Annotated in this window: 14 protein-coding genes and 1 pseudogene; 11 read left to right on the top strand and 4 right to left on the bottom strand. The window is 64.4% G+C overall.

The features are described 5' to 3' along the window. Positions 1 to 18: 18 nt before the first annotated feature. From uvsE to AUL31_RS03560, 3 genes are all read right to left on the bottom strand, one after another. The gene (gene uvsE / locus AUL31_RS03570) at positions 19 to 1,023 is read right to left on the bottom strand and encodes a UV DNA damage repair endonuclease UvsE (RefSeq protein WP_060601400.1); all 1,005 of its coding nucleotides are present in this window, start codon (positions 1,021 to 1,023) and stop codon (positions 19 to 21) included. Positions 1,024 to 1,082: 59 nt separating this feature from the next. Then, positions 1,083 to 4,325 (bottom strand): DEAD/DEAH box helicase, encoded by a 3,243-nt coding sequence (locus tag AUL31_RS03565; protein ID WP_060601397.1) that lies wholly within the window; start codon positions 4,323 to 4,325, stop codon positions 1,083 to 1,085. Positions 4,326 to 4,474: 149 nt separating this feature from the next. Further along, entirely contained in the window at positions 4,475 to 6,373 is a 1,899-nt protein-coding gene (locus AUL31_RS03560; RefSeq protein WP_244489303.1) for a sigma 54-interacting transcriptional regulator, read from the bottom strand. Between the two features lie 155 nt (positions 6,374 to 6,528). On the opposite strand from AUL31_RS03560, the gene AUL31_RS20215 reads away from it, so the two are divergent. The 5 genes from AUL31_RS20215 (at position 6,529) to AUL31_RS03535 (ending at position 10,832) form a co-directional block, all read left to right on the top strand. After that, positions 6,529 to 7,908 carry a CmpA/NrtA family ABC transporter substrate-binding protein gene (locus tag AUL31_RS20215; protein WP_060601391.1) on the top strand — a complete coding sequence of 460 codons (1,380 nt, stop codon included), beginning with the start codon at positions 6,529 to 6,531 and terminating at the stop codon, positions 7,906 to 7,908. A 3-nt stretch (positions 7,909 to 7,911) separates the two neighbouring features. Beyond that, a complete protein-coding gene (gene ntrB / locus AUL31_RS20210; RefSeq protein WP_060601387.1) occupies positions 7,912 to 8,751 on the top strand; it encodes a nitrate ABC transporter permease in 840 nt (279 codons plus the stop codon). Positions 8,752 to 8,827: 76 nt separating this feature from the next. Beyond that, positions 8,828 to 9,745, top strand: coding sequence for an ABC transporter ATP-binding protein (locus AUL31_RS03545; protein ID WP_060601383.1), 918 nt, complete (start codon positions 8,828 to 8,830; stop codon positions 9,743 to 9,745). 61 nt (positions 9,746 to 9,806) lie between these two features. After that, on the top strand, positions 9,807 to 10,295 hold the full coding sequence (cynS, locus tag AUL31_RS03540; protein ID WP_060601377.1) for a cyanase: 489 nt from the start codon (positions 9,807 to 9,809) through the stop codon (positions 10,293 to 10,295). A 66-nt stretch (positions 10,296 to 10,361) separates the two neighbouring features. Further along, the gene (locus tag AUL31_RS03535; RefSeq protein WP_060601373.1) at positions 10,362 to 10,832 is read left to right on the top strand and encodes a nuclear transport factor 2 family protein; all 471 of its coding nucleotides are present in this window, start codon (positions 10,362 to 10,364) and stop codon (positions 10,830 to 10,832) included. Between the two features lie 69 nt (positions 10,833 to 10,901). On the opposite strand, the pseudogene AUL31_RS03530 reads toward AUL31_RS03535, so the two are convergent. Beyond that, a pseudogene (locus AUL31_RS03530) lies at positions 10,902 to 11,959 on the bottom strand (alanine racemase). A gap of 111 nt (positions 11,960 to 12,070) precedes the next feature. Here AUL31_RS03530 and AUL31_RS03525 point away from each other — a divergent pair. The 6 genes from AUL31_RS03525 to AUL31_RS03500 all read left to right on the top strand — a co-directional run bounded on the left by AUL31_RS03525 (position 12,071) and on the right by AUL31_RS03500 (position 16,289). Next, positions 12,071 to 12,907: a transporter substrate-binding domain-containing protein gene (locus tag AUL31_RS03525; protein WP_060601370.1), complete on the top strand. Its 837-nt coding sequence runs from the start codon at positions 12,071 to 12,073 to the stop codon at positions 12,905 to 12,907. Between the two features lie 75 nt (positions 12,908 to 12,982). Then, positions 12,983 to 13,645: an amino acid ABC transporter permease gene (locus AUL31_RS03520; RefSeq protein ID WP_060601367.1), complete on the top strand. Its 663-nt coding sequence runs from the start codon at positions 12,983 to 12,985 to the stop codon at positions 13,643 to 13,645. Between the two features lie 5 nt (positions 13,646 to 13,650). Further along, positions 13,651 to 14,313 carry an amino acid ABC transporter permease gene (locus tag AUL31_RS03515; RefSeq protein WP_060601364.1) on the top strand — a complete coding sequence of 221 codons (663 nt, stop codon included), beginning with the start codon at positions 13,651 to 13,653 and terminating at the stop codon, positions 14,311 to 14,313. An 11-nt stretch (positions 14,314 to 14,324) separates the two neighbouring features. After that, entirely contained in the window at positions 14,325 to 15,095 is a 771-nt protein-coding gene (locus tag AUL31_RS03510; protein WP_060601361.1) for an amino acid ABC transporter ATP-binding protein, read from the top strand. 13 nt (positions 15,096 to 15,108) lie between these two features. Continuing rightward, positions 15,109 to 15,492 (top strand): RidA family protein, encoded by a 384-nt coding sequence (locus AUL31_RS03505; RefSeq protein WP_060601358.1) that lies wholly within the window; start codon positions 15,109 to 15,111, stop codon positions 15,490 to 15,492. Between the two features lie 26 nt (positions 15,493 to 15,518). Further along, positions 15,519 to 16,289: an IclR family transcriptional regulator gene (locus AUL31_RS03500; RefSeq protein ID WP_060601356.1), complete on the top strand. Its 771-nt coding sequence runs from the start codon at positions 15,519 to 15,521 to the stop codon at positions 16,287 to 16,289. The last annotated feature ends 56 nt before the right edge of the window (positions 16,290 to 16,345 follow it).

Genomic DNA, 16,345 nt, shown 5'->3' with positions numbered 1-16,345 from the left:
GCTTCCAATGGGCACCGATCAGGCAGGCGGAGGGTCCAACGGCTCTCCTTCGAGGCCAAAGCGCCTGGCGACATCGGGCGCATAGCGCAGAAGATCGGGCCGCAGCCGAAGGAGCGCCAGATCCTTGGCCTTGGCCTCCAGCATCACGTCGAACTGAAGGCCGTCCGCCTGCCGCATGAAGTTGGCAAATTCGAACGGGTTGCAGAAATCGGCATGCCCGGTGAAGACGGGCTGCGTCAGCCGCATCTTCTTCTTGCCTGTCTTGCGATCGATCGTCTCCTGCTCTCGCATCTGCGTTTGCGGGGACGAGAAGTGTACCTTCGGCTGCTGGCCGCTGGGCCATGTCCGCAAGATTGCTTGAAGGGTGGCCCGCAGATCGGCGCGCTCCGGGTTCAGGCACCAGAAGTGCTGATGATCGAAGATGAGGCGCACGCCGGTATGCTCGTGGATCCAGAGCACGTCGGCGGCGGAAAAGCGCAGGTCGTCATGCTCCAGAACGAGCCGGCGTCGCACCGGTTCGGGCAGCCGATGCCAGGTTTCGACCCATCGTGCACGCGCGGCTTCCACGTCGCCATAGGTCCCGCCGACATGGATAACCAGCACGGCTTCCGGGCCGAGTTCCATGAGATCCAGCATCTGCGCCTGGGAAAGAAGGTCGCGCACGCTGCGCTCGACGAGCGCGTCGTCCGGGCTGTTGATCACGATGTACTGCGATGGGTGGAACGACAACCGCATGTCGAGCCGCCGCGCCTTCTGTCCGAGCGCGGCAAGCTCGGCATGGCTTTCGTCAACCATCGCGTGGAACTGCGGCATGTCCGGATGCGTGGCATAGGGCGCAAGATCCGACGACATCCGGTACATCCGGATATCGTGTCGGTCCAGATGATCGAGGATCGCGTCGACATATTCGAGCGACACCTTCAGATGCGGATCACTGGCCGCACGACGCGTGTCGTTGCTCTTCAGATCGTCCCGCGCCATCACCTTTACGGGAAAGCCGAGCCGCGCCGTTCGTTCATTCATGCGTGGATTGTCTCCGGAATTTCAGGATCGGCGCCCAAACCCAAGCAGCCCGCCGCATGTCAGGCCAGCCGGTCGAGGAGAGCCTCCACCGCTTCCCATCGTTCGGCATCCGTCTGGGAGGCAACCTCAAGAACCAGCTTGCAGTCCGACCAGCGAAGCGGCCCGTCTGTCTCTAGCCTTATCCGCTTCTGCAACGCCGCCGCATCTGCCTGCACGAAAGTCGCCGCCACGGCTTTCGGCCCGGCGTCGAGCCGGCGGATGCCCAACGTCTGGCAGCGCAGACGCAATGCCGCCAACGCAAACATCGTTTCCAGGCTTGCTGGCATTGGGCCAAAGCGGTCCAGCGTGTCACTGTGCAGCCTGTCCAGACCAGGCTCGTCATCGACCCGATCGAGCGCAGAGGCAAGCTCGATACGAAGTTCGGGTTCGGGCAGATGCTCTGCCGGAACCGTGCCTTCGATACCGATGCCAACCTGCGCACGCCACTCGTCCTGTGGGGTCTCGCCCCGCGCATTCGCAAGCGAGCGCTGAAGCATCCGGCGGTAGAGCGAAACGCCGATCATGCGCAGATGCCCTGCCTGCTCTTCGCCGAGCAGTTCGCCGGCACCGCGAAGGTCCAGGTCGCGTGCGCTGATTGCAAAGCCCGCGCCGAGCTGGTTGAGCCGCTCCAGCGTCTCAAGCCGTTGGCGTGCGGCGCCGGTCGGTTCTTCGCCGGGTTCCGTCGCAAGAAGCATCGCGCCGCGGCGCGCACCGCGCCCAACTCGACCACGCAACTGGTGGAGTTGCGCCAGCCCGAAGCGGTCCGGCCGCGTGACGACAATGGTGTTGGCCACGGCAATGTCGATGCCGCTTTCCACGATATTGGTGGCAACCAACACATCCGCCCCTCCGTCTGCGAAGGCCAGCATGACGCGGTCGGCCTCGGCGGCCTTCATCCGGCCGTGGAGCACCGCCACCTCCAGCTCCGGGACGATGCCGCGGATCCGCTCCGCCATCGTGTCGATATCCTCGATCCTGGGGCAGATGACGAAGGAGCGCCCTCCTCCCTTATGCTCCTCGCGCAGCGCATTACGGATCGTCGCATCCTCGAAGGCGACGCTGGTGGTGCGCACAGGGCGCCGGCGCGTCGGCGGGGTTGCGATCACGCTGACATCGTGCAGCCCGACAAAACCGGCCTGCAAGGTGCGGGGGATCGGCGTCGCGGTCATCGAAAGGACGTGCAGATTTTCTGCCAGTTGGCGCATTGCCGCTTTGTGGCGGCTGCCGAAGCGCTGTTCCTCATCGATGACCACGAGTGCAAGGTCATCGAAATCGACGCCCTTTCCGCAGATTGCATGCGTGGCGACCAGAATGCGGGCCGTGCCATCTGCCATCGCTGCCTTTGCGGCCCGGGCCTCGGCTGGCTTCTGGATACGGGAAAGCTGCACGACCTCGAGTCCGTGCCGGGCAAACCGCTTGCGGAACACGTCGAAGTGCTGGCGCGCCAGGATCGTGGTGGGTGCGACCACCGCAACCTGTCGCCCCGCAAACACGGCCGCCGCCGCCGCGCGCAGAGCAATCTCCGTCTTGCCGAAACCGACATCGCCGCACAACAGCCGGTCCATCGGGCGGCCCGAGGCGAGATCGCTCAGAACGTCGCTTGCGGCCTTTGCCTGGTCGGGCGTGGGGTCATAGGGGAAGCGGGCGCAGAAATGCTCGAAGGCAACGCGGTCGGGCCGGATCGGCTCGCAGCGCATGGCCTCGCGCTCGCGCAAGAGCGCCGTCATCCTTTCGGCCGTGCGCCCGACCTCGCCGATCATCGCGTCACGCTTGGTGACCCATCCGCCGCCTTTCAACTTGTCGAGCGGGGCATCCTCGCCACTGCCGCCATAGCGCCAAAGGGCGCCCACTTCGTCCATCGGAACGAGAAGCGTTGCGTTGTCGGCGTAGCGAAGGCGCATCGCCTCGGATCTCCCGTCGAGATCTTCCAGACCCTCGAGCACACCGACCCCGTGATCGAAGTGGACAATCGCGTCGCCGATCGAGAATGCCTCCGCGGCCTGCGTGGATGCGTCGAAGCTTGCATCGCTTCGCTCCTGCAGGCTCTGGCCGACGAGATCGCGCAAGGCAACCACGACGATGCGCTCTCCGTGACTGACGAACCCCTCGTCGATTGGCGCAGCCAGCCAATGTGCGGTGCCGGTAGCGGCACTGCGCACGGCATCCCAGTTGGCAGCCTCACCAAGGGGCGTCCCAAGCCTGCGGGACAGCCGGCGCGCCCAAAACCGGAACATTTGGCCCGAGCGACCTGCAAGAACGAAGCGGTAGTCCTTATCGATCAGCGGTGCCGCGAAGCGGTAACAGGCTTCCAACGGATCGGCTTCGCCGGCAAAGGCAGGCAAATGAGCTTCGCCGCGTTCAGTGGAACCTTCGTGCACCACCGCGCCCAGTCGCGCGGCGAGACTGCCTTGCCACTCGTCCTTGCCGAGGAAGTCGGCATTGTTCTCGCCTTCGGCTGCAATTGCCAGGAATTCGGCGGCGCGATCTTCGACACCCTCCTCGATGAGGATTTCGCTGTCAGGCACATAGTCGAAGATCGTCTCGACATCGCTATAGGCCTGGGTCAGAAGCAGGGCGCGGCTTCCGGCTTCTTCGCCGACGCATTCGCCGGCAGGATCGACGATCAGATTTTCTGTCGAACCTACGGAGCGTTGCGTCGTCGGATCGTAGGACCGGATGGCCCGGACGCGTCCATCCTCGTACTCGACCCGGCACGGGCGCGGCGCGGCCGCTGGAAAAACCTCCAGTACGTGGCCGCGAACGGCAATTTCGCCGTGCGCGTCGACGCGCTCGTCCAGCGTATAACCGAGGTCCAGAAGCCTGGCCTTCGCGGTCTCGACATCAAGCGTATCGCCGACGGCAATTTCCACATGGAGGTTGCGCCAGATCCGGCGCGGCGGAACGCGACGAAGGACGGAAGCTGCGGTTGTGACGATGACGCCCGGACGCCGGCGACGGTCGAGCAGCCAGCGCAAGACGGCCATGCGGGTTCCGGAGGCTTCGACACTTGCCGGTATCCCTTCTTCGGGGAAACCGTCCCAGCGAGGGAAGAAAGCCGCAGCCTCGTTGTCGGCGGCGAGCGTGCACACCAGCGAGGCGATATCCCGTGCCCGGCGCGATGTCTGCGCGACATAGAGAAGTGGGGATGCGCCCTTGGAAGAATACCGTTGGTGGAGAACCGCAGCGACGGCTGCGGTGGGGTTCAGCGGCTGAAGATGTTCCGCGTGCTCGACGATGTCCTCGACAGATGTCTTCTTCAGCATGGTGCCCGCTCCCGAGGATTGCCGAGTGTCACTCGGTCAAGCAGAAGGCTTCGAGAGCGGTATCGGTTGCTGCGTGCGACCAGAAGGCGCGCCTTTCGCGCCCGTGACCTCAGGCAAGGTGTTTGCATTTATCGGGATAGCTGGCTTCTTCATTTATCCTTGAATTGCCAGCTTCGGATGCCGAGCGCCTTGATCCGGGACGCCAGCGTGGTTGGCCGGAGCTGGAGCAGTTCGGCGGCGCCGCCTGCGCCGGAAACCTTTCCCTTGGCGAGCCGAAGCGCTTGTTCGATGTCGGCGCGCTCGGCAGCCAGCCGCTCGATCTCGGGCCGTGGCCTTCCATCGACTGCAATCGCATTCCTGCCCGATCCGGCGCGGTCGTCGATACGCGCGGCGCGGCCCGGAGAAGCAGGAAGGTCGATCAGGAGACGTCCGTCCTTCGCCAGGATGATCGCCCGTTCGAGCACGTTCTGCAGTTCCCGAATGTTGCCCGGCCAATCGTAGTCGAGAAGATGCTGCATGTCGGCGCTGCTGATGCGCAGGTCCTTGGGGCCGCCCTTGCGTGTCGGGCTTTCGAGAAAATGGGTGACGAGAAGCGGGATGTCCTCTGAGCGCTCGCGCAGCGGTACGAGTTCGATCGGAAAGACGTTCAGGCGGAAATAGAGATCGGAGCGGAAGCGTCCGGCGGCAACCTCGGCCTGCAGGTCGCGGTTCGTCGCCGCGATGATCCGTACGTCGACCTCGCGCGTCTTTTCCTCGCCGATCCGCTCGTACTGACCCTCCTGCAGGATACGCAGGAGCTTTCCCTGAAGCTCGAGCGGAATCTCGCCGACCTCGTCGAGAAACAGCGTGCCTCCGTCTGCGAGCTCGAAACGTCCGGCGCGGTCACGGAGCGCGCCCGTGAATGCGCCCCGCGCATGGCCGAAAAACTCGGATTCGAACAGATCGCGCGGCACGGCGGCGCAGTTGACGCGGATGAGAGGCCGGTTGCCGCGCCCGCTTGCCTCGTGGATGGCGCGTGCGACGAGCTCCTTGCCGGTCCCGGATTCTCCGGTGACAAGAACAGCGGCGTCGGAAGGCGCCACGAGGCCGATGCGTCGGCGCAGCATCTCGACCGAGGCCGATCGCCCGACGATCCCGCGATCATGGAACTCGTTGCGGATTTCCTCCTGAAGATAGGCGTTCTCCATCTCGAGGCGTTGCCGCAGCCGGTCGTTCTCGGCCAGCGCTCCGCGAAGCTCCTCCTGCGCACGGCGGCGCTGGGTCACGTCGCGGAAGACGATCACCGCCCCTACGACAACGCCTCGCTCGCGGATCGGAGTAGATGTGTATTCGACCGGGAACGACGTGCCGTCGCGCCGGAAAAAGACCTCGTCGTCCACCGTATGAACCGCCCCATCGCGAAAGGCCGCGTAGATCGGGCACGCATGGTTGGCGTAGGGGCGGCCATCTGCATGATGGTGATGCACGGTTTCATGCATATCGCGACCGACGAGGTCCTCGGCGCGCCAACCGAGCAGCGCTTCGGCGGCAGGGTTGAGGAATGTCGTCTTACCGTCCGCGTTGACACCGTAGATACCCTCACCGGCCGCACGAAGGATCAACTGGTTCTCACGCTCGATATCGCGGAAGATGCGATCGATCCGCTGCCACTCGGCGATTCCCGCGTCGTGGAAGCGGTTGGCTGACGCGTCGGTCGCGTGGCGCGCCTGCTCCTTCAGGTCGATCACCGTGAGCAGGATGAGCGTCTGGCCGTCAGGCCCCTCGATGCGATCGCCGCGATACTCCACCTCGATATCGCCGCCGCCTGCATGCCGGGGTGTAAGGCCGCGCGTCCAGTAGTGTCCGAGGGTCTGCACCGCATCGCAGAAGACGATCAGCGCGGGGAGCTGCCCGGGATGCAAAGCGGAAAACCGGGCATCAAGAAGTGCTCCATCGGCAGCGCCAAGGAGCCGTTCGGCAGAAGTGTTTGCGCCGACCACCCGGTCACGGGACGGATCGACGACGAGAATGGCCAGCGAGATGGGAACGGTTGGCAGTGTCAGCATCATGAGTTGATCTAACGAGATTTCGTATTTTTACGAAACGAAATTTCGTGATTGTTCTCGTCGGCTGTGTCCAACGCGCCGACGGTAGCCCGCAATCCGACTTGGCATGGCGTTTGCATCGAGGACGACAGCCCCGCCTCGAACAAGGATGCTGCCTCATGGGTCTCTTCGACAGTCCGTTCCTTCCAGGCACCGCGCTTGGCCGCTGCGCGTGCGGAAAGCATGTCAGCGATGCCGAGCACGACGCCGCGCTCCGCCTTGAGGCGCGAGCGGTGGCAGAGGACAGCAATGCGCGGGTGACGCGCGTCGTCGAAAGCGCCCTGGTACGTGCCATCTTCCCGCAAGACCGCTCGCGCCGCGCGTTCCTCAAGGCAGTTGGCACCACGACCGCCGCGGCCGCCATCGCGCAGTTCTTGCCGGTCGGGATGCTTTCGGAGGTTCTTGCCCAGGGGACAGGGCCGCTCGAAAAGACCGACCTCAACGTCGGTTTCATTCCGATCACTTGCGCGACACCGATCATCATGGCGCACCCGATGGGCTTCTACGAGCGCCAGGGGCTTAACGTGAACGTGGTGAAGACGGCGGGCTGGGCGGTGATCCGCGACCTGACGATGAACGGCGAGTACGACGCTGCCCATATGCTGGCGCCGATGCCGATCGCCATCACCATGGGCGCCGGCGCAAACGCCGTGCCCTACACTATGCCGGCGGTTGAGAACATCAACGGGCAGGCGATCACGCTGGCCATGAAGCAACGCGACCGTCGCGACCCGGCAGACTGGAAGGGCTTCCGCTTCGCAGTGCCCTTCGACTATTCGATGCACAACTACCTGTTGCGCTACTATCTGGCGGAAGCCGGCATCGACCCGGATGCCGACGTCTCCATTCGCGCCGTGCCGCCGCCAGAGATGGTCGCCAATCTACGTGCCGACAACATCGACGGCTTCCTTGCGCCCGATCCGGTGAACCAGCGCGCAGTCTATGACGGCGTCGGTTTCATCCACATGCTGTCCAAGGAGATCTGGGATGGGCATCCGTGCTGCGGCTTTGCGGCCTCACGCGCCTTCGTCGAGGGTTCGCCGAACACCTACGCCGCACTTCTGCGCGCCATCATGGAGGCGACGGCTTACGCGACAGACCCGGAGCATCGCGCCGAGATCGCCACCGCCATCGCGCCACAGGAATATCTCAACCAGCCCGAAACGGTCGTGAACCAGGTGTTGACGGGCACCTATGCCGACGGCCTCGGCACCGTGCAGCGGGATCCGAACCGCATCGACTTCGAGCCTTTCCCCTGGGAGAGCTTCGCGGTCTGGATCATGACGCAGATGAAGCGTTGGGGTCAGGTGCAGGGCGATATCGACTATGCCGGCATCGCCTCCGAGGTCTATCTCGCCACCGACGCCCGCCGCCTGATGGAAGAGGCCGGCCTGACGCCGCCTGCCGAGACCACCAAGACCTTCTCGGTCATGGGCAAGGCATTCGACCCGGCGGACCCGGAGGGCTACCTCGCCTCCTTCCCGATCAAGCGGAGCTGACGCATGACGCTTTCGCAGAATATGCGGGCGGGCCTCCTGTCGCTTGCCATCCTCGCGACCTTCCTGGTGCTCTGGCACTGGAGTACCGGCGGGGGCACGGCGGCCGAGGGGCTCGACCCCGAATATGCAGCGCTGATGGGCGCGCAGGTTACGCAGGGCGCCTCGGCCATGCCCGGGCCCGTCGACCTCTTCTCTACGCTCTGGGGCCATCTGTCCGACCCGTTCTACGACCGGGGCCCGAACTCGAAGGGCATCGGCATCCAGCTCGCCTACTCGCTCGGCCGCGTTCTTCTTGGCTTCGCTCTGGCGTTCATCGTGGCGGTGCCACTCGGCTTCCTGATCGGCATGTCGCCGCTGGTGTCGAAGGCGCTGAACCCGTTCATCCAGATCATGAAGCCGGTCTCGCCGCTGGCCTGGATGCCGCTCGCACTTTACACGATCCAGGATTCATCGACCTCGGCGATCTTCGTCATCTTCATCTGCTCGATCTGGCCGATGCTGGTGAACACCGCCTTCGGCGTCGCCAATACCCGCAAGGAGTGGCTGAACGTCGCCCGCACGCTGGAAATCTCGCCGCTGAAGCGGGCCTTTACGGTGATCCTGCCGGCCGCTGCGCCGACTATCGTCACCGGCATGCGGATTTCGATCGGCATTGCATGGCTGGTCATCGTCGCGGCCGAAATGCTCGTGGGCGGAACGGGCATCGGCTACTTCGTCTGGAACGAATGGAACAACCTATCCATCGTCAACGTCATCGTCGCCATCCTGATGATCGGCGTCATCGGCATGATCCTCGACCAGATTCTTGCAGGCGCCGCGCGCCTCGTGACGTTCCCGGAGTGAGGCGAGCGCAATGAATAACATTCTCTCGCTCAAGCGCCGCCCAGCGACCCAACAGCAAACCCGGACGGGAGCTTCCATGCCCGGCAAAAGACTGATCTCCATCGAAGGCATCGCCAAGCGCTATCCGCGCAAAGGCGAAGGCGAACTGACGATCTTCGAGGACCTCTGGCTGGCGATCGACCGTGGCGAGTTCGTCTGCATCATCGGCCATTCGGGGTGCGGCAAGACGACCGTTCTCAACATCCTTGCCGGGCTCGACGCGCCCTCGGACGGCGTCGTCATCGTCGACGGCAAGGAAATCGACGGCCCCTCGCTCGATCGCGCGGTCATCTTTCAGGGCCACGCCCTGCTGCCCTGGATGAGCGTTCTGGGCAACGTCTCCTACGCCGTGTCGGCCCGCCAGCCGAAATGGAGCAAGGATAAGGTCCGCGAACACGCGATGCGCTTCATCGAGCTTGTCGGGCTGGGGCAAGCGGCAAACCGCAAGCCGGCCGAACTGTCCGGCGGCATGAAGCAACGCGTCGGCATTGCCCGCGCGCTGTCGATCGAGCCGAAAACGCTGCTCATGGACGAGCCGTTCTCGGCGCTCGACGCTCTGACCCGCGGCACCCTGCAGGACGAGGTGCGGCGCATCTGCGTCTCCTCCGACCAGACCGTCCTGATGATCACGCATGACGTCGATGAGGCGATCTATCTCGCCGACAAGATCGTGCTGATGACGAACGGGCCGGGCGCGCACGTCGCCGAGATCGTTCACAACACGTTGCCGCGCGACCGCGTACGCAACGACCTGCACCGGCTACCCGGCTACTACGCGCTGCGCAACCATCTGATGGACTTCCTGGTCACCCGCTCGGCCACCTTCCGACAGGAGATTGCCGGCGGCCTCTCCTGGAACGCCAAGGCGCCGCCGGTGGTCCAGCCCATCGCCGACGCGGGACCCGCGCTCGCTGCTGCTGCCGAGGCGCAGACCGACGGCCGCGCGGCTTCCTGAACAGAACATGCCGCGCCCGCCGGGGGTGCGGAACACGCTCAGTATGAAAGGAAACATTGCAATGAAACGCATGGATCTGGTCGAAAAGATATTCGACGTGAAGCGCGAGAAAAACCTGACCTGGAAGGGTATCGCCGAGGAGATCGGCGGCTATTCGCAGCTCTACATCATGACGGCGCTGCTGGGTCAGATGCGCCTGCCAAAGGTGCAGGCCGCCAAGGCTGCGGCGCTGTTCGGCCTTACGCCGGCCGAAGAAAAGATGCTCGGGGAAGTGCCCTACCGAGGCGAGCAGAGCCTTGTGCCGCCGACGGACCCGACGCTCTACCGCTTTCACGAGGCGATCATGGTCTTCGGCCCCACGATGAAGGAATATATCCACGAGGAGTTCGGCGACGGCATCATGTCTGCCATCGACTTCGACCTTCAGATGGAGCGGGAGCCGAACGACGCAGGCGATCGGGTGCGCATCACCATGTCCGGAAAGTTCCTGCCGTACCGCTACCATCAGCCGGAGGGCAATTTCCCCGCTCTCGGCTACAAGCAGGACTGAGCGCCCGCTCGACAAGCGACGGACGGCGCCGGCAAGGTGGGCGCCGTCCAATGCCGGAGGAAACCAGTGCTTGAACAACGACCGCCGCTTCCACCTTTCGATGCGCAGACCGCGGCCATCAAGGCGCGGCGGGCCGAAGACGCCTGGAACGGCCGCGACCCCGTAAAGGTCTCGCTGGCCTACACCGAAGACTCCTGGTGGCGAAACCGATCCGAATTCTTTCAGGGGCGCGAGGCGATCGTCGCCTTCCTTACCCGCAAATGGGACCGCGAGCACGAATATCGCCTGATCAAGGAAGTCTGGGCATTTCACGGCAACCAGATCGCCGCCCGGTTCGCCTACGAATGGCGCGATGGCGAGGGCCGATGGTTTCGCAGCCATGGCAACGAGCAATGGCGCTTCGATGAGAATGGCCTGATGGAGCGCCGCGAGGCCTCGATCAACGACGTGGAGATCAGCCAGGCAGAGCGACTGTTCCTGTGGGAGGGCCAGAAGCGCCCCGACGATTATCCCGGCCTGACCGAACTGGGGCTCTAACGAATAATTATCGGCGCCTGCGGGCGATCCAGAATAAGCGGCCGCCTCGCGCTTGGCTCACCCCGTCCTTCAGGTGACGCGTCCACGCGCCGTGACGGGCCAGAGTTCAATGGCGCCATCCGGCATCCGAACATGAACGGCGTCCACCATGTTGCTGACGACGCAGGCGTGATTGGGGACAATCTCGACCCTGTCGCCGACTGACAATGGGATCGGGTTTGCGCTGGTCAGGCGTCCGTGCTCTTCGGAAAGCTGGTCGATCGTCACGTCCGGCAGACCGCAGACCAGACCGTGGCCGACAAGACCGAGCAGGTCGGAGGTCAGGACCTTGGTTCCCGCGTCGATCACCGCGCGCTGCGGCGTCGGCTTTGAGACGACGGTCGCGACGACCCGTAGCGCGCAGTTCGCCTCCGCAGCGGCACCGCGGGCGATAAGCGAGCGATCATTGTAGACATAGGTGCCGGGCCGGTACTCCGTGATGATGCCATCGGCACGCGTCTCCCAAAGATCGGGCGTTCCGCCGGACGAGACGACAGGCACCTCCAGCCCCTGACGTTCGATGGCCGCCTTCGCTTTCGCAAGGAACGTGGTTGCCGAAGCCTGGCCGCCGGCGGCGGGATAGGTCATCAGCCCGCCGAACTCCAGCCCCGGCGCCTCCGCGATGCGCCTGGCCAAAGAGGCAGCCTCCTCGGCAGACTGGACGCCGCAGCGGGCTCCACCCGTGTCGCATTCCACAAGGACGCGCAGGGATTGCGGCTCGCCCTCAAAGGCCGCAGACAAGCCTTCGACGACCTCCTGGCTATCGGCCACGGTGGAAAGGCGGGTGCGCCGCGCCAATGTCCTCAGCCGTGCCAGCTTCGCGGTCCCAAGCACCGGATATGACAGGAAGACGTCCATGATGGTGGGAGCCTCGTCCAGAAGCGCTTCGACTTCCCCGATCTTCTGGCAGGTGATGCCGACGGCCCCGGCCGCGATCTGCGCAACTGCAAGCTTTGCCAGCTTGTGGGTCTTGATGTGGGGACGCACGGCGAGCCCTGCTCGGCCAGATGAGCCTGCGCACGGGATATGTTGCGCAGCGCGATGGCGAGATCGATCACCACCGCCGGGGTCTCGAATGCAGGTCCCATCATACTCTCCCGAAAGGCGGTTGACAAAGATCAAGGCATGACCATTGATAAGGCATTCCGCTGTTGCGGTCAAACGTCCGTTATAGCGGACATGACTCGAGGAGAATGGCAATGACTGTGAAGGCTGTAGTTCTTGGGCTCATGGCGACCGCATCCGTCGCCCTTCTCCCGACGGGTGCCCAGGCGGCAAAGCTGGACGACGTTCTGGCGCGCGGGACGCTCGTGGTCGGCACCGGATCGACCAATGCGCCCTGGCACTTCAAGGATGCGTCCGACACGCTCCAGGGCTTCGACGTCGACATGGCCAAGATCGTCGCCAAGGCGCTGTTCGGCGACGCGGAGAAGGTCGAGTTCGTCAACCAGTCGTCCGACGCCCGCATCCCCAACATCACGACGGGCAAGGTCGACATGACCTGCCAGTTCATGACCGTGACCGGCGAGCGCGCCCAGCAGGTCAACTTCACGATTCCCTACTACCGCGAGGGCGTCGGCCTGATGTTGCAGGAAAGCGGCGAGTATGCCGACTACGATGCGTTGAAGGCAGCGGGCTCGTCCGTGACCATCGCCGTTCTTCAGAACGTCTATGCCGAAGAGCTCGTCCACAAGGCCCTGCCCGAGGCGAAGGTCGACCAGTACGAGTCGCAGGACCTCCTCTACCAGGCGCTCCAGTCGGGCCGTGCCGACGCCGCAGCCACCGACCAGTCGTCGATCGCCTGGTACGTCACGCAGAACCCCGGCCAATACAAGGACGCTGGGTACGGCTGGAGCCCGCAAACCTATGCCTGCGCCGTTGCCAAGGGCGATCAGGACTGGCTGAACTTCGTCAACACCGCGCTGCACGAGGCGATGACCGGCGTCGAGTTCGACACCTACGCGGCATCCTTCAAGATGTGGTTCGGGAAGGATCTGCCGCCCCCGGCGATCGGCTTCCCCGTCGAGTTCAAGTAACCGTCCGAACCGGCGGTCCGGCCATCCAGTCCGGACCGCCCCGACCCGATTGTCCCCGCCACGCGAGCGATCCCGATGGGATATACCCTCAACTTCGACGCCGTCTGGCGGAACTTTGATAACCTTCTGTGGGGTCTCGGCCTCAGCCTCGTGCTTGCGGTTGTCGCAATCGGCATCGGCTGCGTCCTCGGGCTTGTGCTCGCCTTCGGTCGGATCAGCCGGATGCGCATGCTTTCAGCGCCGGCCGGCGCCTATGTCACCCTGTTCCGCAACCTGCCGCTTCTCGTCATCGTCCTGTTCTCCTTCTTCGCGCTACCCCAGCTCGGGCTTCGCCTGTCGAAGCAGAGCTCCTTCGTACTGGCGCTGGCGCTCTACTCGGCCGCCTACCTTGCCGAGGTGTTCCGCGGCGGCCTCATCGGCGTTCCCAAGGGCCTGCGCGAAGCAGGTCTCGCCATTGGCCTGACAGAAGGACAGATCCGCCGTCGCATCATCCTGCCGGTCATGATCCGCGCCGTGCTGCCGGCGCTTGGGAGTACGTTCATCGGCCTCTTCAAGGACACCTCGCTCGCCGCCGCGATTGCGGTTCCCGAACTCACCTTCGAAGCGCGCAAGATCAACGTCGAGACCTTCCGCGTGATCGAGACATGGATCGTGGCGAGCGGCCTCTACATCGCGACCTGCTCGATCCTGGCCGCCATCCTGCGCCGCGTCGAAGCGCGGCTCTCCGTCTCGAGGTAGGGCCCGTGAACGCACCTCCCTCCTTCTTCGAGATCGTCTGGCTGGCGCGCTGGCCGCTTCTCTACGGCCTCGGCACCACGGTCGCGATCTCCTTCCTTGCCATTCTCGGCGGCACGGTACTCGGCACCGGCCTTGGCCTTGCGCTTACATACGGCAACCGCTTCGTCCGCCTACTGGCGCGCGTCTACACCGATGTGATCCGGGGAACGCCGGTTCTTGTGCTGGTTCTCGCCAGTTTCTACATCCTCGGCACTGTTGGGCTAGACCTGACCGCCTTCCAGGCCGGCGTCCTGGCGCTGACGTTATTCTGCGCCTCGCATGTGGGCGAGATCACGCGCGGCGCACTCCAGACCGTTCACAAGGGGCAGACCGAGGCTGCCAAGGCGATTGGCCTGACTTTCGGGCAGACCTTTCGATACGTGCTTGGGCCCCAGGCGCTGCGCCTGGCGCTGCCGCCCTTGATCAATACGGCAGCCGAGATGGTGAAGGCGTCGACGCTGCTTTCCGTGATCGGCGTCGCCGAGCTACTCCTTCGCACGCAGGAGGTCATCAGCCGCGCCTTCCACAGCCTCGAATTCTATCTCTTCGCCGGCTTCCTCTACTTCATCGTCAACTACGCCATCGAGCGTCTCGGCCGCCATGTCGAGCGCCGCGTGAGCGTCGCGTGAAAGGCGCTCCCATGACAGCGAACCTTTTGGAGATACGAGACCTTCGGAAGAGCTACGGCCCCGTCGAGGTCCTGAAGGGCGTCGATTGCGACGTAAAGCCCGGCGAAGTGATCTCGATCATCGGCTCGTCAGGCTCCGGCAAGACCACGATGCTGCGCTGCATCAACATGCTGGAAGAGTTCGAGGGCGGCACGATCCGCATCGATGGCGAGGAAATCGGCTTCACCACCGCAAACGGTCAGCGCCGGCGCAAGGCGGAAAAAGAGATCGCGCGTCAACGCGCGCTGACCGGCATGGCCTTCCAGCAATTCAACCTCTTCCCGCACATGACGGCGCTGGAAAACGTCACGCTTGGCCTGACCCTCGTTCGAAAGATGGGCCGCGACGAGGCAAAGGCACTTGGGGAAACCTGGCTCGATCGTGTCGGCCTTCTGGGCCGCAAGGACCAGTACCCGTCCAAGTTGTCGGGCGGCCAGCAGCAGCGGGTGGCGATCGCCCGCGCCATCGCCATGAGCCCGCGCCTGATGCTGTTCGACGAGGTGACATCGGCGCTCGATCCAGAACTCGTCGCCGAGGTGCTGCAGGTCGTACGCTCGCTTGCCGAAGACGGCATGACCATGCTCCTCGTGACCCACGAAATGCGCTTCGCCTACGAGGTGTCGAGCCGCGTCATCTTCATGAACGGTGGGCGCATCGGCGAAGAGGGCGACCCGCGCGAGATGTTCGCCGCTCCGAAGACCGAGCGCCTCGCCGCTTTCCTTCAATCCTCACGCTTCAACTGACAGGATAAATCATATGACCCTCAAGCGCTATGGAGCCGGCGAGACCGGCGCCGGCGGCAAGCCGTTGCCCTTCGCCCGCGCCGTGGAAGCCGATGGCTGGCTCTACGTCTCCGGCCAGGTGGCCATGGAGAACGGCGAGATCGTACCGGGCGGAATCATCCAGCAGACGCACAGGACGATGCAAAACCTGATCGCCATCCTCACCGAGGCCGGCTACGACCTGGGAGATGTCGTGCGTGTCGGCGTGTGGCTCGACGACCCGCGCGATTTCTGGAGCTTCAACGCCGTCTATGCCGAGTATTTCGGGGCTGCGCCGCCGGCCCGCGCCTGCGTGCAGTCGTCCATGATGGTCGATTGCAAGGTCGAGATTGACTGCGTGGCCTACAAGCGGAAATAACCGCCGGATCGAGATCGGAGAGCGGGATGGATTTGCGCGAGGAGAAGACCGTCAACCGGCGGGCCCGTGGGCTCGACCGGGCCTTCGAGATTCTCGACGCTCTGCGCGAGGCAGGCCGCCCGCTCCGTCCCAACGAGATCGCGGCTGCGATGGGCGCTCCGCGATCGACCATCTATGAGATCGTTTCCGCCCTCGTGAAGCTCGACGTCCTGGAAGCGGCCGACGCCGAAGGGCGCGTCTTCCTCGGTCGCCGCCTGTTTCTCTACGGGCAGGCCTACGGCCACCATTCCGACATGCCGAGCCGCGTTTCGATGGTGCTGGACCGCCTGGCGGCCGAGACGCAGGAGACTGCCCAGTTCTGTCTCCTCGATGGCAACAAGTACACGGTCGCGATGATGCGCGAAGGCTCGCGGCCCTTTCGCATCTCGTCCAGCGTCGGCGAGCGCACGCCTATTCCGTGGACTGCCTCCGGCCGCCTTCTGCTTGGCCACCTCAGCCAGGAAGAGATCCGCGCCTTTGTGCCGGCAGAGGATTTCCAACTGCCGTCCGGGGAGTGGCTCCCGCTCGACGAGTTCGCCAGGCAGGCCCATAAGGCCGTCGCGGACGGCTACTTCACCTTCGATTCGATCGTCGACAGCTACACGCACTGCTTTGCGGTGCCGATTACCCGGCCGGACGGCACGGCGGCGGCCACACTCTGCCTTGTCGCACCGAAGGCCGATGCCCTTCGCAACCACGCTGACTATCTGACCAAGCTCGCCTCGGCCGCCACAGCGCTCGAGCCCTCCTTCGCCTGAACACGCTGTCGGTGCTTGAGGCCCGCGCGCGTGAAAGGCGCCGAACTGCCCCCTGA

The sequence above is a fragment of the Aureimonas altamirensis genome (assembly GCF_001463885.1).
Lineage (GTDB): Bacteria > Pseudomonadota > Alphaproteobacteria > Rhizobiales > Rhizobiaceae > Aureimonas > Aureimonas altamirensis.
Note: the sequence above shows the minus strand (reverse complement) of the source record. Positions and strands in the feature narration are given on the sequence as shown.

Excerpts from the sequence above, each read along its gene's own strand:
- uvsE (WP_060601400.1), bottom strand. The coding sequence starts at position 1,023 with ATGAATGAACGAACGGCGCGGCTCGGCTTTCCCGTAAAGGTGATGGCG.
- AUL31_RS03565 (WP_060601397.1), bottom strand. The coding sequence starts at position 4,325 with ATGCTGAAGAAGACATCTGTCGAGGACATCGTCGAGCACGCGGAACAT.
- AUL31_RS03560 (WP_244489303.1), bottom strand. The coding sequence starts at position 6,373 with ATGATGCTGACACTGCCAACCGTTCCCATCTCGCTGGCCATTCTCGTC.
- AUL31_RS20215 (WP_060601391.1), top strand. The coding sequence starts at position 6,529 with ATGGGTCTCTTCGACAGTCCGTTCCTTCCAGGCACCGCGCTTGGCCGC.
- ntrB (WP_060601387.1), top strand. The coding sequence starts at position 7,912 with ATGACGCTTTCGCAGAATATGCGGGCGGGCCTCCTGTCGCTTGCCATC.
- AUL31_RS03545 (WP_060601383.1), top strand. The coding sequence starts at position 8,828 with ATGCCCGGCAAAAGACTGATCTCCATCGAAGGCATCGCCAAGCGCTAT.
- cynS (WP_060601377.1), top strand. The coding sequence starts at position 9,807 with ATGAAACGCATGGATCTGGTCGAAAAGATATTCGACGTGAAGCGCGAG.
- AUL31_RS03525 (WP_060601370.1), top strand. The coding sequence starts at position 12,071 with ATGACTGTGAAGGCTGTAGTTCTTGGGCTCATGGCGACCGCATCCGTC.
- AUL31_RS03520 (WP_060601367.1), top strand. The coding sequence starts at position 12,983 with ATGGGATATACCCTCAACTTCGACGCCGTCTGGCGGAACTTTGATAAC.
- AUL31_RS03510 (WP_060601361.1), top strand. The coding sequence starts at position 14,325 with ATGACAGCGAACCTTTTGGAGATACGAGACCTTCGGAAGAGCTACGGC.
- AUL31_RS03505 (WP_060601358.1), top strand. The coding sequence starts at position 15,109 with ATGACCCTCAAGCGCTATGGAGCCGGCGAGACCGGCGCCGGCGGCAAG.
- AUL31_RS03500 (WP_060601356.1), top strand. The coding sequence starts at position 15,519 with ATGGATTTGCGCGAGGAGAAGACCGTCAACCGGCGGGCCCGTGGGCTC.